The 23,137-nt window shown below is 62.6% G+C and carries 24 protein-coding genes and 4 pseudogenes; 15 read left to right on the plus strand and 13 right to left on the minus strand.

The genetic code is table 11. The annotated features are described in order from the left end of the window. Window positions 1–90: 90 nt before the first annotated feature. Window positions 91–1,083: pseudogene (locus tag LKE06_RS32210) on the plus strand (type I restriction enzyme subunit R domain-containing protein); the annotation flags it as partial. On the opposite strand, the gene LKE06_RS32215 reads toward LKE06_RS32210, so the two are convergent. From LKE06_RS32215 to LKE06_RS32235, 5 genes are all read right to left on the minus strand, one after another. Then, window positions 1,016–2,188 (minus strand): recombinase family protein, encoded by a 1,173-nt coding sequence (locus tag LKE06_RS32215; protein WP_228003294.1) that lies wholly within the window; start codon window positions 2,186–2,188, stop codon window positions 1,016–1,018. The pseudogene LKE06_RS32210 and the gene LKE06_RS32215 overlap by 68 nt on opposite strands. A gap of 103 nt (window positions 2,189–2,291) precedes the next feature. Beyond that, a complete protein-coding gene (locus LKE06_RS32220; protein ID WP_228003211.1) occupies window positions 2,292–2,684 on the minus strand; it encodes a recombinase family protein in 393 nt (130 codons plus the stop codon). A 35-nt stretch (window positions 2,685–2,719) separates the two neighbouring features. Continuing rightward, window positions 2,720–2,869 (minus strand): hypothetical protein, encoded by a 150-nt coding sequence (locus tag LKE06_RS32225; RefSeq protein WP_228003212.1) that lies wholly within the window; start codon window positions 2,867–2,869, stop codon window positions 2,720–2,722. 859 nt (window positions 2,870–3,728) lie between these two features. Further along, entirely contained in the window at window positions 3,729–3,884 is a 156-nt protein-coding gene (locus LKE06_RS32230) for a hypothetical protein (protein WP_228003213.1), read from the minus strand. A 23-nt stretch (window positions 3,885–3,907) separates the two neighbouring features. Beyond that, window positions 3,908–5,401, minus strand: coding sequence for a glycoside hydrolase 5 family protein (locus LKE06_RS32235; RefSeq protein WP_228003214.1), 1,494 nt, complete (start codon window positions 5,399–5,401; stop codon window positions 3,908–3,910). Window positions 5,402–5,516: 115 nt separating this feature from the next. Here LKE06_RS32235 and LKE06_RS32240 point away from each other — a divergent pair, with 115 nt between their 5' ends. Then, on the plus strand, window positions 5,517–6,143 hold the full coding sequence (locus LKE06_RS32240; protein WP_228003215.1) for a TetR/AcrR family transcriptional regulator: 627 nt from the start codon (window positions 5,517–5,519) through the stop codon (window positions 6,141–6,143). A 177-nt stretch (window positions 6,144–6,320) separates the two neighbouring features. Here LKE06_RS32240 and LKE06_RS32245 read toward each other — a convergent pair. Continuing rightward, a pseudogene (locus tag LKE06_RS32245) lies at window positions 6,321–6,467 on the minus strand (transcriptional regulator); the annotation flags it as partial. A gap of 145 nt (window positions 6,468–6,612) precedes the next feature. Between LKE06_RS32245 and LKE06_RS32250 the strand changes: the two are divergent. From LKE06_RS32250 to LKE06_RS32270, 5 genes and pseudogenes are all read left to right on the plus strand, one after another. Beyond that, window positions 6,613–7,661 (plus strand): annotated as a pseudogene (locus LKE06_RS32250) (NAD(P)-dependent alcohol dehydrogenase). A gap of 26 nt (window positions 7,662–7,687) precedes the next feature. Beyond that, window positions 7,688–8,017, plus strand: coding sequence for an SDR family NAD(P)-dependent oxidoreductase (locus LKE06_RS32255; protein ID WP_228003216.1), 330 nt, complete (start codon window positions 7,688–7,690; stop codon window positions 8,015–8,017). Between the two features lie 379 nt (window positions 8,018–8,396). Further along, window positions 8,397–8,738, plus strand: coding sequence for a hypothetical protein (locus LKE06_RS32260; protein ID WP_228003217.1), 342 nt, complete (start codon window positions 8,397–8,399; stop codon window positions 8,736–8,738). A gap of 586 nt (window positions 8,739–9,324) precedes the next feature. Continuing rightward, the gene (locus LKE06_RS32265) at window positions 9,325–10,329 is read left to right on the plus strand and encodes a putative endonuclease domain-containing protein (RefSeq protein ID WP_228003218.1); all 1,005 of its coding nucleotides are present in this window, start codon (window positions 9,325–9,327) and stop codon (window positions 10,327–10,329) included. A 436-nt stretch (window positions 10,330–10,765) separates the two neighbouring features. Further along, entirely contained in the window at window positions 10,766–11,299 is a 534-nt protein-coding gene (locus LKE06_RS32270) for a hypothetical protein (RefSeq protein ID WP_228003219.1), read from the plus strand. On the opposite strand, the gene LKE06_RS32275 is transcribed toward LKE06_RS32270, so the two are convergent. Continuing rightward, on the minus strand, window positions 11,282–13,111 hold the full coding sequence (locus LKE06_RS32275; RefSeq protein WP_228003220.1) for an N-6 DNA methylase: 1,830 nt from the start codon (window positions 13,109–13,111) through the stop codon (window positions 11,282–11,284). The genes LKE06_RS32270 and LKE06_RS32275 overlap by 18 nt on opposite strands. A gap of 383 nt (window positions 13,112–13,494) precedes the next feature. Next, a complete protein-coding gene (locus LKE06_RS32280) occupies window positions 13,495–13,692 on the minus strand; it encodes a hypothetical protein (protein ID WP_228003221.1) in 198 nt (65 codons plus the stop codon). Window positions 13,693–14,002: 310 nt separating this feature from the next. Between LKE06_RS32280 and LKE06_RS32285 the strand changes: the two genes are divergently transcribed. From LKE06_RS32285 to LKE06_RS32300, 4 genes are all read left to right on the plus strand, one after another. Then, window positions 14,003–14,536, plus strand: coding sequence for a hypothetical protein (locus LKE06_RS32285; protein ID WP_228003222.1), 534 nt, complete (start codon window positions 14,003–14,005; stop codon window positions 14,534–14,536). Between the two features lie 74 nt (window positions 14,537–14,610). Then, window positions 14,611–16,680: a GNAT family N-acetyltransferase gene (locus LKE06_RS32290; RefSeq protein WP_228003223.1), complete on the plus strand. Its 2,070-nt coding sequence runs from the start codon at window positions 14,611–14,613 to the stop codon at window positions 16,678–16,680. 61 nt (window positions 16,681–16,741) lie between these two features. Then, window positions 16,742–17,215 carry an ASCH domain-containing protein gene (locus LKE06_RS32295; RefSeq protein ID WP_228003224.1) on the plus strand — a complete coding sequence of 158 codons (474 nt, stop codon included), beginning with the start codon at window positions 16,742–16,744 and terminating at the stop codon, window positions 17,213–17,215. A 274-nt stretch (window positions 17,216–17,489) separates the two neighbouring features. Next, complete coding sequence (locus LKE06_RS32300; RefSeq protein ID WP_228003225.1) at window positions 17,490–17,816, plus strand: hypothetical protein; 327 nt, start codon at window positions 17,490–17,492, stop codon at window positions 17,814–17,816. Between the two features lie 61 nt (window positions 17,817–17,877). Here LKE06_RS32300 and LKE06_RS32305 read toward each other — a convergent pair whose 3' ends face one another. The 4 genes and pseudogenes from LKE06_RS32305 to LKE06_RS32310 form a co-directional block, all read right to left on the minus strand. Continuing rightward, window positions 17,878–18,543, minus strand: coding sequence for a hypothetical protein (locus tag LKE06_RS32305; RefSeq protein ID WP_228003226.1), 666 nt, complete (start codon window positions 18,541–18,543; stop codon window positions 17,878–17,880). Between the two features lie 23 nt (window positions 18,544–18,566). Beyond that, a pseudogene (locus LKE06_RS33495) lies at window positions 18,567–19,019 on the minus strand (competence protein CoiA family protein); the annotation flags it as partial. Next, the gene (locus LKE06_RS33525; RefSeq protein ID WP_504788520.1) at window positions 18,943–19,287 is read right to left on the minus strand and encodes an Rv1352/Rv1906c domain-containing protein; all 345 of its coding nucleotides are present in this window, start codon (window positions 19,285–19,287) and stop codon (window positions 18,943–18,945) included. The pseudogene LKE06_RS33495 and the gene LKE06_RS33525, both read right to left, overlap by 77 nt. After that, window positions 19,268–19,432, minus strand: a complete 165-nt coding sequence (locus LKE06_RS32310; RefSeq protein WP_228003227.1) for a hypothetical protein — start codon at window positions 19,430–19,432, stop codon at window positions 19,268–19,270. The genes LKE06_RS33525 and LKE06_RS32310 overlap by 20 nt, the downstream gene beginning before the upstream one ends. Window positions 19,433–19,696: 264 nt before the next feature. On the opposite strand from LKE06_RS32310, the gene LKE06_RS32315 reads away from it, so the two are divergent. The 4 genes from LKE06_RS32315 to LKE06_RS32330 are packed head-to-tail and all read left to right on the plus strand — an operon-like array spanning window position 19,697 to window position 22,102. Further along, a complete protein-coding gene (locus LKE06_RS32315; RefSeq protein WP_228003228.1) occupies window positions 19,697–20,035 on the plus strand; it encodes a WXG100 family type VII secretion target in 339 nt (112 codons plus the stop codon). Further along, window positions 20,032–20,331, plus strand: coding sequence for a WXG100 family type VII secretion target (locus LKE06_RS32320; RefSeq protein WP_228003229.1), 300 nt, complete (start codon window positions 20,032–20,034; stop codon window positions 20,329–20,331). The genes LKE06_RS32315 and LKE06_RS32320 overlap by 4 nt, the downstream gene beginning before the upstream one ends. A gap of 4 nt (window positions 20,332–20,335) precedes the next feature. Beyond that, window positions 20,336–21,634 carry a hypothetical protein gene (locus LKE06_RS32325; RefSeq protein ID WP_228003230.1) on the plus strand — a complete coding sequence of 433 codons (1,299 nt, stop codon included), beginning with the start codon at window positions 20,336–20,338 and terminating at the stop codon, window positions 21,632–21,634. 12 nt (window positions 21,635–21,646) lie between these two features. Next, a complete protein-coding gene (locus LKE06_RS32330) occupies window positions 21,647–22,102 on the plus strand; it encodes a hypothetical protein (RefSeq protein ID WP_228003231.1) in 456 nt (151 codons plus the stop codon). A gap of 441 nt (window positions 22,103–22,543) precedes the next feature. Here LKE06_RS32330 and LKE06_RS33050 read toward each other — a convergent pair whose 3' ends face one another. Beyond that, entirely contained in the window at window positions 22,544–23,020 is a 477-nt protein-coding gene (locus LKE06_RS33050; protein ID WP_228003295.1) for a DDE-type integrase/transposase/recombinase, read from the minus strand. Between the last annotated feature and the right edge of the window lie 117 nt (window positions 23,021–23,137).

A 23,137-nucleotide genomic window follows, 5' to 3' on the forward strand; every position in this document is an offset into this window, starting at 1 on the left:
CTCGCTTCCGGACCCATATCGGGGTCTCGCCCAAGCATGCATCCGAACTCGTCCGCTTCGACCATGCCGCCCATCTCCTAGCGGCAGGGTGCCGAGAGCGGCGACGGCGGCGAGGTGGAGGAGGCCGCGGCGTGTAAGGGGTTGATGCGGTGGGTGAAACTGCACCCGACCAACATCAGCCAGAAAGTGCGGATCATCGTCGAGCACTTCCACGCCAACGTCGCCCACCTGCTGGAGGGCAAGGCGAAGGCGATGGTCGTGACCGACTCGCGCAAGGCCGCGGTGAAGTACAAGAAAGCGATCGACGCCTACATCGCCAAGCGAGCCGCCATGGACGCCTCGTACAACTACCGCACCCTGGTCGCCTTCTCCGGCTCGGTAACCATGGCCGAGAACGAGGAGTGGGCTTCGGACTGGGGGCCGCAGCCGAGCAAGGACGACGAGTTCACCGAGGCCAACCTGAACCCCGGCGCCGGCTCGAACCCGGCCGCCGCCTTCAACGGCGCGACGTACAAGATCATGCTGGTCGCGAACAAGTTCCAGACAGGGTTCGACCAGCCGCTGCTCTCGGCGATGTACGTCGACAAGAAGCTCTCCGGGGTCACTGCCGTGCAGACGCTCTCCCGACTCAACCGCACCCATCGCACTGCGGGCGGGGAGCAGAAGCGCAAGACATTCGTCATCGACTTCGTGAACAAGCCTGAGGACATCCGGGCCGCGTTCGAGCCGTACTTCACCAACGCCACCCTCGAGACCGAGACCGACCCATACATCGTCGTCCACCTCGCCACCAAGCTCGCCCAGGCCGGGATCTACACGCCAGAGCAGGTGCGCGAAGTCGCCGAACTCTGGGTCACCCGCAAAGGCAACAACGCGCTCTCGGCCGCGATCAGCCCGGCCAAGAACAACTTCGCCCGCCGCTACGCGGCGGCGATCGAGGCCGACGACAAAGTCACCCTCAACACCCTCGACCTGTTCCGCAAGGACGTCTCCACCTACGTCCGGCTCTACGACTTCATGAGCCAGATCGTCGACTACGGCGACCCATACATGGAGATGTTGTCGATCTTCCTGCGGCTCCTAGGGCTTGGTAAACATCGCGGGCGATGTGTTCGGGTAGTTGATCGATTCGGACGTCGCCGGTGGGTAGCGCGTCGATCAGAGTGGGGTTGGGCTGTTGCTGCTGTTCGGTTTCGGCGTCGGCGAGCTGGGTCTTCAGGTCTGCTAGCTGGTCGCGTAGTTGTGTGCGGCGTTCGCTGATGTCTCGGATCAGGTCTTGGTCGGGTTCGTCGACGAGTTCCAGGCTGCGGACGAGTCGTTTGATTTTGGTTTCGGTGTCGGTGATCCCGTGGCGCAGCGCGGTGATTCGTTGGGTGTGTTCGGTTTCGGCGTGGGTATGGAGGTCGGCGTTGGTCAGCAGGACGCGGCGGTAGTAGCCGAAGACGTACTGGTTCAGGAAGGTGTTGAGGTGTTCGGTGATGTCGTCTTCGCGGACGAAGAACGAGCCTCCGGTGGGATGGCCTTCGGGGATGTAGCTCTTTTTCGCGGCACACACGTAGTAGGCAGCGACGCGGCGGGTCTTGCCGAACATCCGCCGGTTGCACAGGTCGCAGTAGAGATGGGACCGGTACCGGTAAGAGCGTTTGGTGTGGGGGTGGGAGTTCGCCCCGGCCCCGCGTCGTGAGTTGTCCCGGGTCTTGCCGCGCTCTTGGACTGCGATGAAGAGGTCGAGATCGACCAGCGGTTCGTGCACTGACTCTTTCGACCACACCCACTCCGCCACCGGGTTGGCCTGGTTCTTGTTGGATTTGCGGCCCCGCCGGTTCCACACCTGGTGGCCGGTGTATTTGGGATTGGACAACACGCCCGCCACGTTCGACCATGTCCATCGCCCGACAGCGGTGTTCGGATCGACGGGCACGGGCGCGGGATGGGTGGTCAGATCGAGGTTGAGACGGTCGGCGATGGCTTGGTGGGACAGGTTCTCCTCCCACCGCCACCGGAAGATCTTCTGAACCACTGAGGCCTGGATGGGGTCGGGTTCGAGGCGAGTCTTCTTGTGTCCCTTGGCGCGTTTCGCGGGAACGGGGTGCGGCACGGGTTTCGCTCGGTACCCGTAGGGTGGCTTGCCGACGTTGTATCCCGCCTCGGTGTGGACGGCGAAACCGTCCCACGACTTTTCGAGCATCTCGGTGACGTAGAACTCGGCGATGCTTTGTTTGACCCGGCGGGTCAAGACCTGAGTCGCGACCTTCTGTTTGCGGATTCCGTTGGTGGCCAGGGTGAACGGCTCATCGGCGGCGAGCGGGCCGCACCCCTTGCTGCTGTAGCTCGTGTTCGATGGTGGTGCCGGTGTGGGTGAAACGGGAGATCCGTTCGATGGATTCACAGATCACGAAGTCGAAGCGGCGGTCCGGGCGTCGGGCCTCGGCCAGGAGGTCCTGGATCCCGCCGTCGCGGGAAACCGGAATCTCGAACTGCTCGTGGGCGTGGCCGTGTCCACGCGCGGAAAGGTTCATGCGCCCGGACTCGATATCGTAGAAATAGGCGCAGATTTCCGCGTTGGCAGGCAACGCAATCTCGGAACTTGTCAGCTGCCGGGGAATCGACAGGGTCGGGTCCTGAAGATCGGCGGTCGAGGTCCGGCCAGCGAACGCGAACCGCAGCCCCCGCGCGGACGACACTGCGATTCCATCCCCACGATCGGCCGACGCCTCGTCTACTCGTCCACCTCGAGCCCATTCTGTAAATTTGTCTGGCCCAGCTGCCATTTCGTGACCTCCCACAACACTCGGGCCTGGAATTCGGCGAGCATTTCCGCTTCACGTCCTTCGGCGATCCGAATTTCGAATTCCGGCTCTGGCTTCACATACCGGTCCCGCCCCGCGTTCGGGACGGAACGTTTTCTCGCGTTTCTTTCCGCATCGTTTTCCGGGGTACGAGTCATCGCGCACTGCATTCGTGCGCGACATTCTGGATATCCCGAAATTTTCGACGCGGACCGCAATGAACGCTCCGCAACCCCGAATTTGTCAAACGGGCATCTCTTTGCCGCGCCGCTGCCAGCCGACACCCGGCCGGGCGGTACCCATACCGGGAAACGGCTGCTGCGCGCCCCAGCGGCGCGACCCGCGTGCAGCAATGGGCCATCGGCCCCAGGATCCGCCCGCCGGACGGGTCCGACAGGTGGAATCGGACACAACGGCCCGGCGTCCGGCTGTCTGTCGATATAAGCGGGCATGTGATCACCTCCGGTCTCTCGTGGTTCACCGGAGGACTCGTCGACAGCGACAGAAAATGGACACAAGACCCGAGATTCACGGTCGAGTGATCCCTCGTTACGGCACACCGGCGAATATGGACCGGACCGGCTCAGTAGTGACGACCGTCAGGTGACATTCGTAGACAGGTCAGCGGATGTTCTCGCGGGGCCGGGAGGTGCTTGTGGCAGCGTGTGATTCATCCGTTGGGATGGTTGACTTCGTAGCCCGCCGTTGCAGGTGGTCGGCTCGGTTGCGTCGAGAACTGTTGTGACATAGCGAATATGTCGGTACCCACTGTCATCCTGCGCTCACACCAATTCGCTTCTCGCTCAACATGATTCAGAATGCTCTCCGTCGAATTCTTTCGAGCGACACACCATGCGACCCGCTCCGGCCAGACCACCGCGAGCACGATCACCGCCAGCGGAATGCCGACGACCGCAGCAAGTCCCCAGCCCTCGGTAGTCACGGCCGATTGCTGTCCGGGACAAGCCGCTTCGCCTCGATCAACCGGAGCTTGGCCTGCTGCTTGACCGGGCAGACGCACAGCGCGCAGTCGATATGGACCTGCATCACCGTGTGCGCCCAGGGGCACTGCGGGCGACGAGGTTCCGGTGTCACTGACGCACCTTGCCCTGGCCGACTCAGTCCGTCGCAGCGTCGCCCCGGGTTGTCGGCGGTGCGGGGCAGTCGATGAATACCGGCGTCGACGAGACCGGAATGCGAAGCATGCCGTCCTGGAGGCGGACCGGCACTCGAGCACCGAAGGCATCCACAGCATGGGCGCTGGAATATGGCCATTCCCATGCGAATTCGTTCGTCGAACCGTCGCGGTCGGCTGTGCTGATGTGCCGCTCCCAGGTGACCAGCGCTGGAGCGTTGTGGGTCCGTTCGGCCTCGAACAGGTATAGGTCGGGCCGGTCGGCGACTGTGATCCGCCGAACCTCGGTCGCCCCGTCGAGCAGGCGCGCCATCAATTCGAATGTATCGGCGGCTGGATGCCGGTGCGTGAGGGTGTCGCCTCTACTGTCCATGAGTTGGAGTTTGCCGAACATCAGTACACCCGCGACGCGACTGTCATGATAGAAGTCCCATTCGGGACCGATCGCATAGTGGAGGTTGCGCCGGATGCCCTCGGCGAGCGCGAGCATGGTGCGCACCACCATGTCCCGGCAGGCGAGCCGGTGACGGTGATCGTCCAGTTCGGGTGGGCATCCGTTCATGAACATCTGCAGGGTCGGCGGCAACTCGTCCATGCGTTGATAGAGCGCGACGACGGGCGCGTCTTCGGCGGCTTCGAGATCCTCGAGGGTGTCTGGCATCGGTGCCTGTCCGAGGAATTGTCGCTGATGAACTGCGAGTACATCGGTCAGGTACGGCAGATTCTCGGGGAATTCCGTGGGCAATGGCCCGCTGTGTTCGCTGGCGACGACGGGCTGTCGGCATCCGTGCGCGGCCAGTTGCACTCGGCACGCCCGCACGAGGCCGGTGACCGTGTAGGGGTCTCCATACGGGTGGATGTCGAAGACGTCGAAATGCTCGGCTCCGTCCCGCAATACCTCGCCGAAGAAGCTCGCCCAGGTCTGCGCTCCGGCCGGTCCGTCGCCCACCATTGCCCCCGGTACCGCTGCGCCAAGCACCACTAGTGCGGCGGGATCCGCCTGTTCCACCGCCTCGTGGAACACCCGCAACTGCGTCAGATATTCACCGGCCGTTCCGGCCCAGAACAACGGCAGACAGGGTTCGATCTCACACTGCCAGAACCGAATCCGGCCCGGCCGGTGACCCACCAACTTTCGGACGAATCGGTGGTACTGCTTGATGTCGACCGCCGGTGACGCGGGCAGCCAGCGGGTGGGATGCCGCGTCGCCCACCGTGAACCGGAGCACACCGTCACCCACGCCTCCTCACCGTCGCCGAGCCGGTCGAGCAGCGCATCCAGTGCGTCCCAGACGAACCGGCCGGGTTCCGGCTCGATCTGCGACCAGAAGAGGTTCACCCGGACAATGCCCGCGCCCAACGCCCGCGCCTGTGGCACGAACTCCTCCGGCGCTCCGAACAGCCCGTAGGTGGTGCCGCGCACTACGCCGAGACGGGTATCCGACAGCACTTCATCCGCCGATGCCACAGGGGTCACGGTCGTCTCCTTCTCAAGCATATAGAGGACTGTAAGTCCTCTATTATTTCGCTAGACTACCACAGAAATCTGCGCATTAGGGACGTTAAGTACTCAATATTGAACGGAGTCGGGAATGCCGCACAAAGCGAGCCGCGGGGACGATCACCGTAAGGCGCCACGCCGGCGCGGCGAGGTGCTGGAGCGGGCGATCCTGCGGGCGGCGTCGGAGGAGCTTGCCGAGGTCGGCTACGTCGGGTTCGGCATCGACCGGGTCGCCGCCCGCGCCGGGACCAACAAGACCACGATCTATCGTCGCTGGCCCAGCCGTGCGGCACTAGCGACCGCCGCATTCCGCGATACCGCGCTGGCGGACGATCTGCCCGACACAGGCGACCTGCGCGCGGACGCGCTCGCGATGCTGCGCGCCGCCGCCGAGCGCATCGCGTCACGACAGGGCGAGATTTTGCAGGTGCTGGCCACCGAAATGCGCAGCGAACCGGAGTTGATGGCCGAGGTTCGAGATGAGCTGATCGGCGCCGGGATCACCCGATGGCTGACTCTCCTCGGCCGAGCCGTCGCCCGGGGCCAGGCCCGCCCCGAGGCGTTGTCGCCACGCATCGCCACCGTGGCGGTCGATCTGCTCCGCAACGAATACCTCCTCCGAGGGGTCACCGCCGTTCCCGACACCACCATCATCGAGATCATCGACACGATCTACCTGCCACTCGTGCGGCCACACACCGAGCAGGACGACGAATGAACTCGCGCCTGTACGGATTGCGAAGTCACGACACCGGTATGGCCACCCGCACTCTTCAGTCGCATTTTCGCAGGTCGGATCGTTTTCCGGGAAGAGGGGTGGCCATGGTCAAGTTCCGTACCCCGCGACTGCACCGGCCGGAGCTGACATCAGCGCGCAAGGAGTGCGTAACGGAGATGTCACCCCGGCGAGCATCGCGACCTCTTCACGCCGCAGTCCCGGCACCCGCCGCTCGGAGAGGCCGGCGGGCAGCCCGGCTTGCTCCGGGCTGATGCTCGCCCGCTTCGCGATGAGGAACTCGCGGATGTCGTCTTTGGTGCTCATAGCAACTACAGGATAGGCGCGACCTCGTCGGGCCCGAGGGGTCCTGATAGGCCCTCCCGCGCGTGGATGGCGCGGCGAAGACTGGATGGTGCCGCGCGCTGCGGCGCGCACCGCTGAACCCGAGAACGAAATGATTGGAGGACCCATGCCCACGACTGTGAATGCCTACGGTGCCGTGTCGGCGACCGGCCCGTTGGAGCCGATGACGATCGAGCGTCGCGACCTCGGTCTGCACGATGTCCTCATCGACATCGACTACGCCGGGATCTGCCACTCCGATATCCACACGATCCGCGGCGAGTGGGGTGAGATCGCCTATCCGCAGGTCGTGGGCCACGAGATCGTCGGCCACGTCGCCGCGATCGGCTCGGAAGTCACCAAGCACAAGGTCGGCGACCGCGTCGGCGTGGGCTGCGAATCCGGCTCCTGCGGTCACTGTGAGCAGTGCCGTAAGGGCGAAGAGGTGTATTGCCTCAACGGCAATATCCAGACCTATGCCGGTGTCGACGTGGACGGAACGATCACGCAGGGCGGCTACTCGCAGGCCACCCGTCATCGACGAGCACTTCGTGCTCAGCGTGCCGGAATCGCTGCCGCTGGAGAAGGTCGCCCCGCTGTTGTGTGCGGGCGTGACCCTGTACTCGCCACTCAAGCACTGGAATGCGGGCCCTGGCAGCAGGGTCGCGATCGTCGGTATGGGCGACCTCGGCCACGTCGGTGTGAAGCTCGCCCACACCCTGGGCTGCGAGGTCACCGCGCTCTCCCGCACTCTGGCGAAGAAGGACGACGGCCTCGCGTTCTGTGCTGATCACTACTACGCCACCGAGGACGAGGAGACATTCACCAAGCTCGCCGGGCAGTTCGACCTGATCCTCAACACCGTCTCGGTCGGGGTGGATATGGGCAAGTACGTGAACCTGCACGCTGTCGACGGCACCATGGTCATGCTCGGTGCCCCGTCGGAGGAGATCACCGTGCAGGTCATGCCCCTGAACATGGGCCGCCGCAGCATCGCCGGCTCCGCCAACGGCGGCATCCCGATCACCCAGGAGATGCTCGACTTCTGCGCCGAGCACAACATCCTCCCCGAAACCGAACTTATTGGCGCGAACGACATCAACGACGCGTACCGGGCGGGTCATCGCCTCCGATGTCCGCTACCGCTTGGTCATCGACACCAGCACCCTCAACTGAACGCCAGGAGACAGGAGAGCAACAGCATGGCTCGTGTGCTGATCACCGGGTCCACCGACGGCATCGGGCTCGCGACCGCCGAGGCGCTCATCGAGGACGGCCACCGCGCCGCCGTGCACGCCCGCACGACCACGCGGCTCGCCGCCGTCGAGCACCTCACCGACCGCGGAGCCGAGTCGATCACCGGCGACCTCGCCAACCTCGACGAGGTCGCCAGCCTCGTCGAACAGGCGAACCGGCTGGGATGCTTCGACGCGGTCATCCACAATGCCGGAACGATGTCGGGCCCGGTGCTGCCGGTCAACGTCACCGCACCGTATGTCATGACCGCGCGGTGGCAGGCGTATCGGTCATAGGCCCATCATGGTCACCGGAACATTCTCGTTCCACCGAATAACTCCGCAAGTGAGCTGACGACGCGTCATATGGTTTGGTCAGCACGGACTCGACCGCCTGGCCCCGGGCAGCTCCTTACTACGCCATCTACTCGACCAGCTTCAGCCCGAAACCGAGCAGACCGACATGTACGTGTACAACCCTCGCGGACCTGATCGGCAGCCACCCGCATACCCTTGCCATCAGCCCGGCACTTCGAGCGGCACCCGAACTGCCGGCATGCACCGACGCTGAACTGATGGCCCAAGCTCACCAAGACCGTGCACACGCGGCGCTGGTGGCTCGGGTGCGGGCCGGCGAGACTACGACAGGTGGGCGAGACACGCCGACAGTGTGGTGATGTACTACGCCGAGTTGACCGAGCGCGATGACCACGACATGGCTTGGTTCATCGCCGTGAAGTCGTGCTTCGGCAGTGCGGACCGACACTGGTTCGGCATGCCGGAATGGCCAGCCTTCGTGAATGCGTTTGTCGACAAGACGTTTTCGGGATCGCGCCCCCTGCACGACTACGACCAAGACGATGCCGCCAGGTCTCGCGGTCTGGTCAAGCAAGCCCGCACACCCCGAGCGCTGCCTATCCCAGCCGAGGAACTGCGCACCGGATTGCTGAACGGCCCGGACCACATGGACCCAGACGTGCTGAACTGGTGCACCAACGACGGGATCGGATTCTTGTGACTCCCCCGCGACCAAAACGGCAATACACCACTCTAAGCCAGGCGGGCACCGTTTCGGTAGACATCCAATGGTTCCGCTGCCCGGGGCCGGGAACCCCCGCCAGCAGCCGCGCCGTGGCGATCAACACAAGGCGGTGCGGGTGTCGCACCCGGAAGAAACCAAAGCGAGCAGGACGGCCGCGTCCGTGCGATGCGGGCCGCAGAACTACCGAAGGTGGTGGGACCGCAACAATCTGCCAATTCGTTAGCACACTAGTTCGATCTGTCCAAATATGGATCCCGCACCAGCGGGATCTGCCCAATTCACAGCTCGTAATCAGCTTCGATGACTAACTGTCCTACAGGAAATTGCAGGTCATCCCCGTTCCCATGTTCACAGTGCCCCGCCGAGGGCACGAACCTGCGACAACTACCTTCGGGATTCGCTTGTGCTCTGGGAAAGCCGGCTGTCGGCGGCGAGGGTATCGGCCGGGGAGGGCGTCGGCAGGTTTGACGATCTACAGGCCGACGTGGGGGAACTCGGCCGTCGGACATCGCGTGTTTGCCTGAGCCCCGAGGGTGTCGGACAGTGCAGCGACAATGAGGTGGTGATGGACTGGAAGTCTTATTCGGAGGCCCTCGCACCTCCCCCCGTTCCGCGCAGGGTAACCGTCTCGGTACGGACCGTTCGGGCGGCAATCGAGTTGGTGCTCATGGGGTTCACCCGTGTAGAGCTGGAGGTGGTGCTGGCGGATGAGCTGAAGTTGTCCTGGACACAGGATGATTCACCATCGGACCTCTCCTACTCCAAGCGAGGCCTCATCCAGGCCTACACCGATGAGTGGGCGCCTCCCCAACTGATCGGCCTGGCCCGCAGGATTGTGGCGGACGGCTATGCGGGCACCGAGGTGCTGCCTGCACTGCTGGCCGAATACGACAGAGGTGGTGGAGTAGGGGCGCCAGTCAAGAACCTCATCTTCGCGGCGAATGGTCCCAAGCCGGAGCTCGTACTACGCGATGCGGTCAACAACGACATTCAGATCATCAAGAACGCGGAACACTGCCTCGTCTACGACCAGTTCCTTCCTGCGGAAGGGTTGACCTTCCGGCATCTCATCGAATGGTGGAGAGCCCGTGAAGGTCTAGGAGATCAAGACGACCGGGCAGTGGGACTGTCGCTGCACCGCCGACTGAGCGCAAGCCTTGCCGGAAACGACGCAGAGCGACTGATCTTCACCACCTACAGTGAGCGGTACGCGAAGTTCGGGTTCGGCATTCCGGCATTGATCCCGCAGGTCTACCTCCACTACGACCCCTACACGCTCCGCCAAAGAGGTACCAGGACCGGGCCTCTGGCGAGGCAACGGATGGACTTCCTGCTGTTGTTCAGCGATCGTCAGCGCGTTGTGATCGAGCTCGACGGCCGCCAGCATTACGCAGATGACCGTGGCATAGCTGACCCATCGCGCTACGCCACGATGATGATCGAAGATCGTCGGCTGAGACTTGCGGGCTACGAGGTCTACCGCTTCGGCGGGCAAGAACTCGTTCGAAGTGACGCAAAGGCCACGGTGGCCGCCTTCTTCGATGCACTACAGGAACGCATGAGATGAGCAAGCCGTCGACGCCAACCTCCGCGATGTCGGCGCGAAAGACTGCGACAGCCGCGTCGAGCGCTCGATGGATGATGTCGATCGAGGCATCGGGATCGTTGTTGCCCCAGAATCCGAACGTCATCGTGCCGAGGCACAGCGGGCTGACCAAGACGCCCGTGCGGCCCAGTAGTCGTGGTTCTATGATCCTGTCCTGATTACTCGGTGCCGGTGTCGACGGGCGCTCGGCGTGCGGGCCGATCATTAGCGCAGCCCTGGACAAAGGTCTGCTGCCGACTGCTGCCACATCGACCGTTGCGGCGCATCGGAACCGCGACTGAAGCGTCCGCAGGCTGCGGCGATCAAATACACAACCCAAAACGGGGGGTTTACGGGGGGCCAGGACCGAATAAACAGGTCAGGCCCGGTCGATGACCGGGCCTGACCTGCTATTTCTGTGGACGTTGGGGGACCCTACTACAACACGAAATCGCAGGTAGAAGCCCTGGAGACCCTGATTAAGAAGCTGCCCGACACCACGACAACCGCCCAGCCGCCTGTGAAGCGGCCCGAACCGCGACGGGCACGGCAACTCGACGCCGGTCGACTCGCGGAACTGATCAACGGGTACCAGACCGGAGCGACCGTGTATGAACTGGCAGCCCGATTCGGTATCGAACGACGCACAGTCAGCGAAATCCTCCACCGGCACGAGGTACCGATGCGCCGCGGCGGCCTGTCCTCCGATCAGGTCGACACCGCCATCCACCTCTACCAGCTCGGCTGGTCACTCGCACGCGTCGGCAACCACCTCGACGTCGCCCACACCACCGTGCTGGCCGCGCTCCGTCAACGCGGAGTACCGACGCGAGACTCCCACGGGCGGGCACGACCAGCCTCTGCAACGCCGGTGTTGGATCCCGCGACGATGAATGCCTCCAGCACCGGCTCAAGTACCTCTTGTGATTCAGAGTTACGCCCGCTGTCCTGATCCAGTGGCTGATCCGTTCGCGTCCTCAAAGGATGAAGGCGGCCTCGCGAAGAGGGCGCTCGCAAGATTAGTTCGCTCTTCTTCTGCGATTTGGATCTGCTTCCGGAGGGCAGCAATGCCCGCATCTGCGGTGGCCACCTCTGCACCGAGTCGTCGCTGCTCACCCAGGGATGGCAAGGGGACGAGCAGCTTACCGAGGTTGGCAGAACTTATGGACGGGATCGTGGTGCCGGCTGCTTTGTTCTCGATCCAAGCCACCGTCGAAGGGAGCGAGAGAAACGCGACAAGATACTGGGGGTCCAACTGGGTGAGATCGCGGATGCGTAACCGTAATAGTCCTGTGCCGAACAGCATGCCCTCGTTGCTGTGATCGGCAATGGCGCACGGGCCCAGGGTTCCAGTCCTGACACACAGGATGTCCCTATCCCTGAGCTGGAACTTTTCAAGTCTGGCGGCTGCCCCTGAGGGAAGCCGCCTCTTGTGTCTATCTGCGATGCCACGGTACTCGAGCTGTGCGGGCACGATTACAGGAACCCCATCGTCCACGAACTCGAGCTTCTTGATGATTTCATTCGAGGGACCTGATTGGATCTCGCACAGGGTGCTGAGGGGCACTGTGTTTCCGCCTACGATCTCGCCAGGAATCGGGCGGTAGTCGCCGGGGCTAAGGGAATACGCGAGACACCTGATGTCGGCGACGCTGGCGGCAACTGCGATACCCCCTTGGCCAAGATCCATCGGACAGAATTCCGCAGCACCCGAAAACCATTCCCAATAGCACTCGACGATGGCCCGCCTGTCCTGTTCACGCAGGCGCCGCTGGCCGGCCTTCTTTTCGCCCGCCGCTCGCGCGTCGATCAGGAGAACGGAGTCTCGGAGCTTCTTCCGCCGGGTCAGGAACCAAAGACTCACCGGCACAGGTGTAGTAGCGAACAGTCCCGGGGGGAGCGCGATGACGCATTCGACGACACCGTCTTCGACCATCGCCGCACGAATAGCTAGCTCGTCCTTGTCTTCCGATACTCCGGCTTGATTCGGCATGACCACCGCCGCGCGACCGCCATCGTTGAGCGAAGCAAATACGTGCTGGAGCCAGGCGAAGTTGCCGTTCTTCTTCGGAGGTGCTTCGAACGGCCAACCGACTTCTGGCGCATGCCATTTGCCGGACGTCTTCTGATTGAAGGGCGGGTTGGTCATGACAAAATCAGCCCGCACCGGCCGCGCCGAAAGGTCCCCCGAGGCGAGGAAATCGCCAGGTAGCAGGTCCACGGCATTTGCGCCATGTACGGCGATGTTCATCGCCGCTAGGCGAAGCTGCTCCGGGTCGCGCCCGTACCCCGAGGTCTTGACACCTTCAGCCGCAGACGCGGCACCCGAGAGGAACTCTCCGAAGCGCAGATACGGATCGTGGCAGTGCACTGCGCCGGTCACCTCATGGAGCAGGATCTCGGTCGCCAACCGCACAATGCCAGGCGGTGTGAAGAATTCGCTGCTGTCGCGCTGGCCCCACTCTGCAAAACGGTCGAGTATCGCCTGAAATGAGCCGTGGTCCAGACCATGACACGTCCGCAGGACCTGGGCCACGTCCTCGGCTGCGTCGGGCCGCAGTCGCGCGAAAGCCGGCCGCATACCTGGCAGCACGCCGTGCTCACGCAAGACGGTGTCGACGATTGTCCCGAGCGCGTCGAGCAGTTTCGTCGGATCACCTTGATCTGCAACAGCTTCGGTAGACAGGTCGCTGATTCGCGCCCATTGCTCGGGAGCACGTACACGCACGAAGACCGCGCAAAGGAGTAGTTGCAGGTAGTCCATCTGTGGTCCGCTACCGCACACTCGTTGGGCTAATGGCCCGTACAATTCGGCGAGGGCATCGGCCTGATCGGAACTTTGCCGGACGGAACCATTGCCAGCTGCTGATCTGCCGGATCGGTCAGCGTGCCGTGTGCGGGTGTTCCGGATCGCCCGATCGGCATAAGTGCAGCCTTTCCCCTCAGTTGGTAACAGGTGGCCGTCAGGGATCGGGCGGGTGTTCAGCCACTCAAGCATTTCAGTAAGGACGAAGAAGTCGCCCTCCTCTGAGGATCGCGGCCGAGGGAAGCTCGGGTGCCGCCGCTTCCATACCGATAGGAGTGCCCTGCTGATGCCGGCCAGGGCAGCGATCTCTTGCCGCGATACCAAGCGGTTCTCGGTCCCGCTCACTGCCGGAACCCGAACAAGAAGGCGATGACCGTAAGGGCGAAGACGCTCGCGCCGGCGCTCCCCGCCGCACCCGTAACGACTGCGGATGCCAGTGAGCCACCATCGACAACAGTGAGGATTCCAGCGATGATGCCTACGATCACACCGAACAGGGTGGCGATCAGCATCAGCAGAACTCGGACGGATTGGGACATCGAACTCCTCCGTATCACCTGGGCGAGAAGTGTCTCGCTGCCATCGGCAATACGGTAAGCCTGTAGAGCTACGCCGTGCAGTGCGCATTGCCATGCGCAGATGCCGCCAGTGACCAGCTGACTCCTCAAGATGGCGCACACACACTAGCCCATTTCCCGCATCTACCTGCTGGTTCAGTCCCACGAGTGTTGCTTCGCCCGCTATCCGCGCACATACAAACTGTTAACACGAACTATCAGGCTTGGGAGGTCATTCCCGGGGTATCGCTCCCAGGCACCCGGGTACGTGGCGCGGTCCGAGGATGGTCGTATGACAACTTCGAACAACGCCGCTACTCGACGGGGCGAACTTCGTGTGCATGGTGTCCGTCGCGACCCGCCCGATATCGAAAAGATCGCGACGGTACTCATCGAACTCGCCCGACACCAGACGTTCCACCAGCTGCCGGACTGTGACGATCCAGCAGCCATCGGTGACAAGGGGCCATCGCTGGCGCCGATACGCGCCGACCAGCCTCCACCACGGCGACCACACCCACTCGATCCAGACCAAGTCCAGAGCTTGACCCAGGGCTACCTTGCGGGCGCGACAACATATCAGCTCGGCGACCGATTCGGTATCGACCGCCGAACCGTGAGCGCGATATTGCATCGTCACAACATTCCGATGCGACGACGTGGCCTGTCCCCCAAACAAGTTGACGAAGCGATCGACCTCTACAACCTCGGCTGGTCCCTTGCCAAAGTCGCCCGACACCTCACCGTCGATCCAGTCACCGTGCTGGATAGGCTGCGCGAACGCGGCGTCCGCACTCGCGACACCCACGGACGCCCCCGATCCTGACACATCCGAAATTGGTTGGGGCAGAGTCGGATACCGCCCACTGGTGGCGGGATAACCGGTAGAATCGACTTTTTATGGGGACGCTAGAGATCAGCCAGGTGGGGCCCGGTGATCCGACAGTCGATGAGCTCATCAAGTTGGGCAAACGGTACAGCCGCACGCTGGGGATGATGCCAGCGGGCGCATTCCGGGAAGCCACACACTGGGGCGGCCTGATCGACGCAAGGATCGACGGCGTGCTCGTGGGATACGCCCTTTTTCGGCTGCCCCGCAACAATCAGGTCATGTTGTCGCACCTGTGCGTAGACTCGCTTGCACGCAAGTCGGGCGTAGCTCGCGCACTGGTGGCCGAGATTCGGGAAAAGCACTCGTCACGGTTGGGCATACTCGCCAAATGCCGAGACGACTACGGACTCAACCCCATGTGGAAGGCGTTGGGTTTCCACGCCCGTAGTCGAGCCGTCGGCCGCGGCAGAGACCGCAGCCCGATGACGGTGTGGTGGCTGGACCACGGCCACGCAGACCTTTTCAGCTTCCTCCCCGAACCCGAACTGCTGGCCGACGAGCCCGACCTGCTGGAGGCGGCGCTCGATCTGAATATCCTCATGGACCTGCACATGCGGGCAGACTCCGCGAGTGCGAAACGGTCCCGCGTGCTGATCGCCGACCACTTGGTAGGTCGGCTCCGCTTGGTCGTCACGAACGCCGTCGACCGCGAATTGGCGCGCCGCCCTCAGGTCCAACGAGCCCCGATCAAGGTGGCCGCAAATCAGTACCCACGACGAACCGCAGTAGCCAGCCGAGCCGAGGACCTTTTCACACAGCTCGTTCATGCGTCGACTACGGGCGACCAACAGCTGTCTCCCCAAGACGAAGGGGATCTGTGGCAAATTGCGGAGGCCGCGGCCGCAGGTGTCGGCGTTCTGCTGACATGGGATGACAAGCTGCGCAGGCGGTTCGGAGACCTGCAGAAGGCTGTGCCAGCCTTGACCTCCTTCCACGTCCTGGACCCGGACCACGTTGTCACCCACTTGGACAAACTCGCACAAGCGTGGGCCTACCAGCCCGCCCGGCTTCAAAACAGCGCATACGACCAGGTCCGAGCGAGCGCAGACGACGAGCACCGTCTGCTTGAATTCCTCGGCAAAACGTCCGGCGAAACACGCGGCGAACTGCGCGATCTACTGCGAACGCTCGCGCGGGAACAGGTACCGCGGTGGCTGATCCGCACGGTCGATGAACCCGCAATCGCCTGCTATGCCGCCTATCTCGACGGGCAGATCCTGCGTGTGCCGCTGATGCGGACGATCGGGCACCAGCTGTCCGACACCATCGCCCGCCAACTCCTCTGGCTGTTACGCCGAGTTGCGCAGGAGCAAGGTGCACGTGTCATCGACGTCTCCGACCGACACGTAGGTGGTGTCCTCACTCGCGCGTTGGCAACAGACCCCTTCCATCACCAAGGTGATCACTGGTACGCCTGGGTCATTCCCATGTGCGGGACAAGTCACGACATAGGCCAGGCTGCCAATGAAATCCGTCGACTGGTCAACGCGGGGCCGGGGCCGCTGCTGCGGCCCGGACTTCCGTCCCGCGCGGCTGCCGAGATCGAGCGATCGCTCTGGCCAGCCAAACTCATCGACACCGCGCTGCCGCACTACGTCATTCCGATCCGGTCCCGGTGGAGCGGTGACTTGCTCGGCTACCCGATCCAGCTCACGACTCGCCCCGTCGAACTGTCGCTGGGGCGTGAACAGGTTTACTACCGAACCCACGATGCCAAGCTGACTGCCCCTGCAAGGGTGCTGTGGCGAGTCAGTCAAACGCGCCGAACCTCTGCGGCGATTGTCGGCACGTCTCTGCTGGACGCCATCGACGTCGACAGGCCGGCACGGCTTCACGCCGCTCTCAGGCATTACGGCGTGCTCGACTTGCCAGATCTGGAGGAATTCGCAGACGGTAGACCGACCGTGCAAGCCCTCCGGTTCTCCGATACCGAGTTATTCGACACGCCGATTTCCAACAGCACATATGACCGGCTCCGAGAACAGCATGGCGGGCCGAAGGCGTTCTACGGCCCTCAGCGCGTCAATCCAGAACTCTTCGCCGCCCTTTACAAGGCCGGAAGCGCGCACCTCCAGTAACATCCAAAGATCAGGTATCGAACTCACGTTCGATACATAGTCCGTGGATAAGGTTCGAGCCATGACTGCGACACCAGAACCCGAAGGCGAGCTTCTGACAGTGCAACGCCCCCTCCTGCTGTCGCTTCGCCCCAGGTTTGCGCAGGCGATCCTCGACGGCACGAAGACCGTCGAGTTGCGGCGCACCCGCGTATCGGCACTACCCGGCACGCTGCTCGTGCTCTACGCCAGCTCCCCAGTGATGGCCGTACTAGGCGTCGCGACACTGAGAGACCGGGACACCGCCAGCCCGGCGACCATATGGCGCCGATACCGCGACAGCGTGGGCCTGTCCCGAGCCGAGTTCTCCGACTATTTCGCTGGCGCTGAACACGCCACCGCACTTTCGATCGATGCTCCTCGAACGTTGCCAGAACCGCTGACCCTCAACTTGTTACGGACTTACGCCACCTTTCAACCACCCCAGAGCTACCGATATATCGCCCCCACCGACCCCTCCCCGCTCGCAGACCTTGCCGCGGCATGGGCAAACTGAGCGAACACACAGCGCATGTCCGAGCGGCGCCTTCGTCCAACCGGTGGTGGCGCAGTGGAGATCCGCCAGAAGGATGGACCTGGGCGAGACGATGTCAAGTGGAGACCACAGGTGGACGCACCGCGTGAGTTGACCGACCGGCGGGGACCGAATCCACTGCTCGCTGTGCGACATCGAATTCATCGGCGAGGTCCCGGAGCCGGAGGAGGACGTGAGGTTCCCGCTTTCGCGGAGGGCTCTGAGCATGGTCCATAGGACCAGGAAGGAGTCCCTTGTGGCAGCACCGAAGAAGTACCCCGACGAGTTGAAGGCGCGGGCGGTCCGGTTGTATCGGGAGTCCGATCCCAAGCCGACGGTCCGCAACCGATTGCGTGCACTAGGCGGTCGCGCCGGCACAGCTCCACTGGCCCTCCGGCGGCGGACAGCCTCAGTCCGTCGGTACGACAGGTACCTGGGCGATAAGGCCACGGGATCGACCGCACTCAAGGTACGCGCATTTCAGGCACAGGACGCGATTACTCACCCCTGGCCCGTAGATGAATCCGCCGCCCGATCCAACGCCTTGGTGGCAGTCGATGCACAGCGCGCCGAACTGATTTAGTTGCATTCGGTCCTCCCGACCGGTCCAAGCTGTCTTGACGTTGTCCATTGATGCCTAGACATCAACAGCTGCCGAGTATGGCGAGAAGTGCCAGCACGAGGCAGACAGCAATCAGGACCTTCACCAGACCAGCCCGCCAGGCCAACGCAGCCGCAGTGCGCTTGTACGCCTCACGCTCGGCTTCGAGTTGAGCCTCCAGACTGGCTGCCGCCCCGGCGTGCAGGTCACGCTGACCGATGGCCTTCTCGATCAGCACCCGCGCCTTCTCGAAGCTTTCGGCATCGCGAGCCTGTCGTCGCTTACCCTCTTCGACCTTGCCCTTCTCCAGTAACAGGCCTGTCTTGGCGCCCTTCAGATCTGATTCCACCGCGTCGATCCGCGCGCTCTGCTTGCACACTGTCGTACTGAGCCGCTCGATCTTGTCCGTCGCCTTGCCGAGTTCACCGCCAAGCCGCTCGATCTCCTCGGCTTGCTGCTTGGTGTGCTGCGCCCAGTCCTGCACGGTGGCCCATCCTGCTTTCTCGGAGTCTCGGTAGGCCCAAGCGATCTCGCCGTCGAGCCATTGACGCAATGCCTGTCCCACCGGCCGGGTGGCGGTTCTGAGTTCTCCGCGAGGGTTGATGGCGAGGAAGCCGAAGTCGGTGGCGTAGCCCTCGCTGCCGGGGTTGAAGCCGTATAGGCCGAGCATGGCAGCTTCTCGACCCATGTGTAGCCGCGTGTCGGCCACATGACCTCGTCGGCGCCGGCGCGGCGAAGGTCTGCCGTTCGCTCCTGGGCGGTGGCGAGGCTCAGCGGCGACCATTGGACCTCGGCTGCGAACGTTCGGCCGTCACGTACTGCGAGCACGTCGGGGCGACGGTCACCGAGTGGCTGTTCGACTTCAGCGATCGCGCCAGCCTCGCGCAACTGGTCAGCGACCCAGTACTTGCATCGCTGGTGCAGAAAGGACTCGTGCGCAGTCCTCATCGCGGCCGCGGAAGCCGCGGATCCCTCTCCGCGTTGATGGCGAACGAACCGGTTTTTCGATGTGGACAGGAACGGCGTGACGACGCGGCGGCAGAGCACGCAACGCAGACCCAGCTTCCCGCTTCCATGCCACCGCGCCCAGTTCTCATCAATGCGAATGTCAATGAGATGATCGCGATACAGATCCAGTGCCGCGTTCATCTTGTACGCCACGCACAGATCTTCGTTGTCCCCCATCAAGCACCCCTGCCTTACCAATGGTCTGCCGCTCCAAGGTAACTCGAGCCTCCGACAAGGTCAGGAGTTTGGGAGCCGGGGCCAGGGCCGGGGCGGTGAGCGTCCACGTTCCGCAGTCCTCGGTCTTGAACGACTTGTCGGAGCTCCGGATAGTGACCGTGATCCGTTTGGCCTCGGTGAAGTCGTTCGCAATGATGTCGTCAAGATCGCCGCTGGTACCTCGGAGACGCGCCCAGTAACAACCGAACTCAGTTCCCGTCGGAGGAATAGGTGTCTGGCGCTATGTCGACACCCACGGTGTAGATGCCATCTTCGGCGATCACCGTCGGAGCGGCCTCGGCCAACCCGGATCCAAAGACGATGGTGCCGAAAACTCCGGCTAACGCGAACGGCGCGAACATGCTCTTGCGCATGAAGTCCCCTTGTCGCCTCGGCCGCCACACCCCTGCGCGCGACCACGAGCGGGCTCAGTTGCCCACAGGTTGTCGACTACATCTCGCGGAGGGTGTTGCAAATCTTCAATTGCCTTGCCACTGAGCGGAATTGAGGTCAATTCCGGTTTCGGCTGAGATCGCGTTCGGCAGCCACAACTGACAGACTTCGACCACGTCAGTCGATTGGCGGTGGCAGGTCAACGCGTCGACAGGCGCTCGATTCGGCAGGTAAGCTTCCCGACCATGACTGGAGGTGGGGGAGCGCCTAGTGCTCAGAGTCTGAGCGTGGTGCCGGAGAAGGTCCGCGCGGTCGGCAACCAGGTGTACGCACTGGCCGACGAATTGAAATCAGCGTTGAATTCAGCAGCCAACGATGTGGATTCGGTGCTCGATGACGGGTGGACCGGCAGCGCGGCGATCGAGTTCTTCGCCGGGTGGACCGACGTTAGTGACGGCGGGAAGGTGATCATGCAGGCGTTGACCGAGATGGCCGAGAAGCTCGGCGTCACCGCTGACACTTACACCGCCCAAGACCAGGGTGCCGCGGCGAATCTCAACAACTCGAGCTTGGATCTGCCATGAGTTCCGAGTTCTCTGTCGATCTCGACCGTCTCGAGCAACTGGTATCGCGGCTGACTGCGCTGGCGGGGTTCGTCAACGAGAACCTCGACGGGCTCGATGAGAAGGTTGCCACGCTGGCCGGCACCGGCTGGGAAGGTGTAGCCGCGCAGGCCTACAACGACGCTCATACGCGGTGGGCCGCGGGCGCGCGGGAGTTCGCGGAGGGGGTCGCCGATATGAGCGATGCAGTCAAGGCCGCACACGGCCGCTACACCCGTGCGATCGATCTCAATTATAAGATGCTGTCGGGGGGATGAACCGTTGGGCAGCAACCTGAAGTTAGATTGGCAGATCTATTACGAGGCTGCCATCAAATGCCACGAGCTGGCCAACAACCTGCGGGAGGCCGACAAACCGCTGCACACCGTTCTTAAGAACGAGTGTGGGGGAATGGCCGGGGATGCTAATGGGTGCAAGCAGTGGGGCGAGAAGTACGATCAGGTTGCCCAGGAGACTTTGCAGACTAGTTCGAGTCTCGCGAACGCGCTGACCAACTACGGCTATGTCCTATCGGCAATGGGTTACAACTACGCCGTCGCCAACAACAGCAAACCCATGCCCGCCCGCCCCACCGTCAGCCCACTACCGGAATACAAGGTCCAGATCCCGACCTCGGTCGGAGACAACGGACCCGGCGTGCACAAAAAGGACGGGGCAGGGATCGGGGAGTTCTACGATCAACTCGTCGGCAAGATCAGCGACGAGTTCGGGAAGCTCCCCAATGGGGACGTTCCCAAGCTCGGCAAGGCCGCTGACGGGTGGAGCAAATTTTCCAAGCACACCACCGTCACCGGCGCTGCAGGTCAAATCACTACCATCATCGGTTTGTTCGACGGTGTCGTCGACAAGAAGAACCTGGAACCGGTCCTTGGCCACCTGACCACATTGCGCGACGGCGCCAGTCAGGTCGCGCTAGCCTCCCAGAATCTTGCCTCTCCAGTCTCGGAATTCCACACCGGCACGTCCGAAGCCCGCAGCACCTTCGAGTCCGAAATCAACATCCTGGTGGTAAGTGCGGGGATCGCTGTCGCCGCTGGCATTATCGCGGCCGCATTCAGCTTCGGGGGCAGCCTTGCCATCAGCGGCGGCGCCGTCGGTGCCCTTGTTCTCAACACAATCAACGCCATCCGGACTGCTTACACGGCCAGCAAACTTTACAGGCTCTTGGGTCTGGCTGCCGCCACCGCGACCGCCACCGTTGTTCTTACTCACTTTGACAAAGTCCCTACCCTCACCGCAATCGGCATGAAACTCACCGAGATGATTGCCATGCGTGTACTCGTTGACGACGATGCCGACATACCTGACCTCCCAGACTTCCGGCATGGCGAATATACTCAGGACGAAATTGAGGAATTCATAAATGGTCATACGGGCGACGGAAATCCGACCATGGATAGACCGACCCCCGCCCAAGTCAACGAGGCACTCACCAAGGGGAAGCCGGAGCCGATGGGCGACGGGCGGACACCGCAGCAGGCTGAGCAGTTTGTATACAATGGCATCAAGGTGATCGTGAATTACCAAATGCCCTGGAAATCCACCGCCTTCAAACTGTGAGGATAATTGGTAATGTTTAAAGATCGCGTACCGTCCAACTTCGCCGATGATGAGGTCGCCATCATCGAAAGAAGTACAGTCCGACTGAAAAGCGGCGAGGAGCGGAACGCTATCCAACTGGCAGACTCTTGGGAAGCTCACGTCGAGAAGATTGATCGCGACAGGTCGCTGCCGTGGTCAGACCGGTCGGTGTGGAACGAATACGACCTATGCGCCGCGATGTCCGTACGGGATTACCTGAAAAGTGCCATCAACACGCTGCCCGAGAAGCTGAGTGAAAAGATGGCAGCCTATGTTTCAGAGGCTGATGACGTATTTCGATCTATTACCGTCGACGATTCAGGTAAGCGCATGGCCGCTGTCGCCGACAGCGACACATCCGGACGCGGATGGTGGTGGTTTCGGGTGCCCGACTCGGGTCCAATTACTGAAGATTTGGCGCGTTGGAACCGATATGAGGACGAGTAGCAGCGAACCTCCACGATACATCGGTCCGCCGGAAACGGTATCTGCCCCCGATCTCAGGAACACCCTTATCGGTTGCCGTCGATTCGGTCCGATAGGAATTCTGTTATCTGGCGAATTCCTTCGGTGTAGCCGTTCTGGCGCACGCCGGTTCCGTAGAACTCCGCGACTGCTGACCGGCTTTGCCCAGCTCGACGATGTCGGTGGTGATGTCGGGAGTGGTTGCGGCGGAGAGGTTTTCACTGGCTGTGGCGAGCGCAGCGCCGGCGATATCGACAGCAACAGGGACGAGGGTGGTGAATTCGAGTCCTGCGCCTACAGGGTCTCCGAGCGTCGGTTTTTCGGTGGCTCTCCAGGCGGCTTCTTGGGCAAGGCCGATATTGGTGGTGGCCTGTCCCCAGTGAATGAGGCCGCCTGATCCGGCCCCCGGAGAGCGAGCCGCTCTTACGAGAGTTGAGACTCTGGTTGGGTTGCGTGCCACAGCATCTCATACTCGTCGGGGCTGACGTGGCCGAGATAGCTGTGGAGGCGTTCGGCGTTGTAGAAATTATCGATCCAGTCGGCCATTGCTATGGTCAGCTCCAGGTTCGTGGGCCACTTCCGGGTGTTCAGCAACTCTGTTTGCATTCGTCCCCAGAACGCTTCGATGGCGGCGTTGTCGTAGCAGTCGCCCACGGTTCCGAGCGAGGGAATCAGATTGTGTCGGCGGAGGTTTTCTCCGAACGACCAGGATGTGAACTGAGTGCCGTGGTCGGCATGTAATATAGCGCCGTGGTATCTTTTCCGTTCCCGGACGGCCATATTCACCGCGTTATTGACCAATGCCGTGTCCGGGACTGTCGAAAACGACCTCCCGACAACCTTCTTGCTGAAGCAATCGAGAATCGCGCAGCAATAGACTTTTCCGTCACGAGCTTGGATTCCAGCAGTCGTCGCAACACCAGTGGTAGGTGGTCGCGTTGGCTGGTCCGAAGTACTCGAAGGCGCAGCGGGAGTTGTTCTTCGATCTGTTGGATCGTGGAGGCAGTGTCAGGGCCG

Origin of the sequence: Nocardia australiensis (assembly GCF_020733705.1) — a bacterium.
In the GTDB taxonomy this organism is placed as follows: Bacteria; Actinomycetota; Actinomycetes; order Mycobacteriales; family Mycobacteriaceae; genus Nocardia; species Nocardia australiensis.

Coding starts and splice junctions, on each gene's coding strand:
- LKE06_RS32215 (WP_228003294.1), bottom strand. CDS start 2,188: ATGCTCGAAAAGTCGTGGGACGGTTTCGCCGTCCACACCGAGGCGGGA.
- LKE06_RS32240 (WP_228003215.1), top strand. CDS start 5,517: ATGCCGCACAAAGCGAGCCGCGGGGACGATCACCGTAAGGCGCCACGC.
- LKE06_RS32255 (WP_228003216.1), top strand. CDS start 7,688: ATGGCTCGTGTGCTGATCACCGGGTCCACCGACGGCATCGGGCTCGCG.
- LKE06_RS32260 (WP_228003217.1), top strand. CDS start 8,397: ATGTACTACGCCGAGTTGACCGAGCGCGATGACCACGACATGGCTTGG.
- LKE06_RS32275 (WP_228003220.1), bottom strand. CDS start 13,111: ATGGACTACCTGCAACTACTCCTTTGCGCGGTCTTCGTGCGTGTACGT.
- LKE06_RS32280 (WP_228003221.1), bottom strand. CDS start 13,692: ATGTCCCAATCCGTCCGAGTTCTGCTGATGCTGATCGCCACCCTGTTC.
- LKE06_RS32285 (WP_228003222.1), top strand. CDS start 14,003: ATGACAACTTCGAACAACGCCGCTACTCGACGGGGCGAACTTCGTGTG.
- LKE06_RS32290 (WP_228003223.1), top strand. CDS start 14,611: ATGGGGACGCTAGAGATCAGCCAGGTGGGGCCCGGTGATCCGACAGTC.
- LKE06_RS32295 (WP_228003224.1), top strand. CDS start 16,742: ATGACTGCGACACCAGAACCCGAAGGCGAGCTTCTGACAGTGCAACGC.
- LKE06_RS32310 (WP_228003227.1), bottom strand. CDS start 19,432: ATGCGCAAGAGCATGTTCGCGCCGTTCGCGTTAGCCGGAGTTTTCGGC.
- LKE06_RS32315 (WP_228003228.1), top strand. CDS start 19,697: ATGACTGGAGGTGGGGGAGCGCCTAGTGCTCAGAGTCTGAGCGTGGTG.
- LKE06_RS32320 (WP_228003229.1), top strand. CDS start 20,032: ATGAGTTCCGAGTTCTCTGTCGATCTCGACCGTCTCGAGCAACTGGTA.
- LKE06_RS32330 (WP_228003231.1), top strand. CDS start 21,647: ATGTTTAAAGATCGCGTACCGTCCAACTTCGCCGATGATGAGGTCGCC.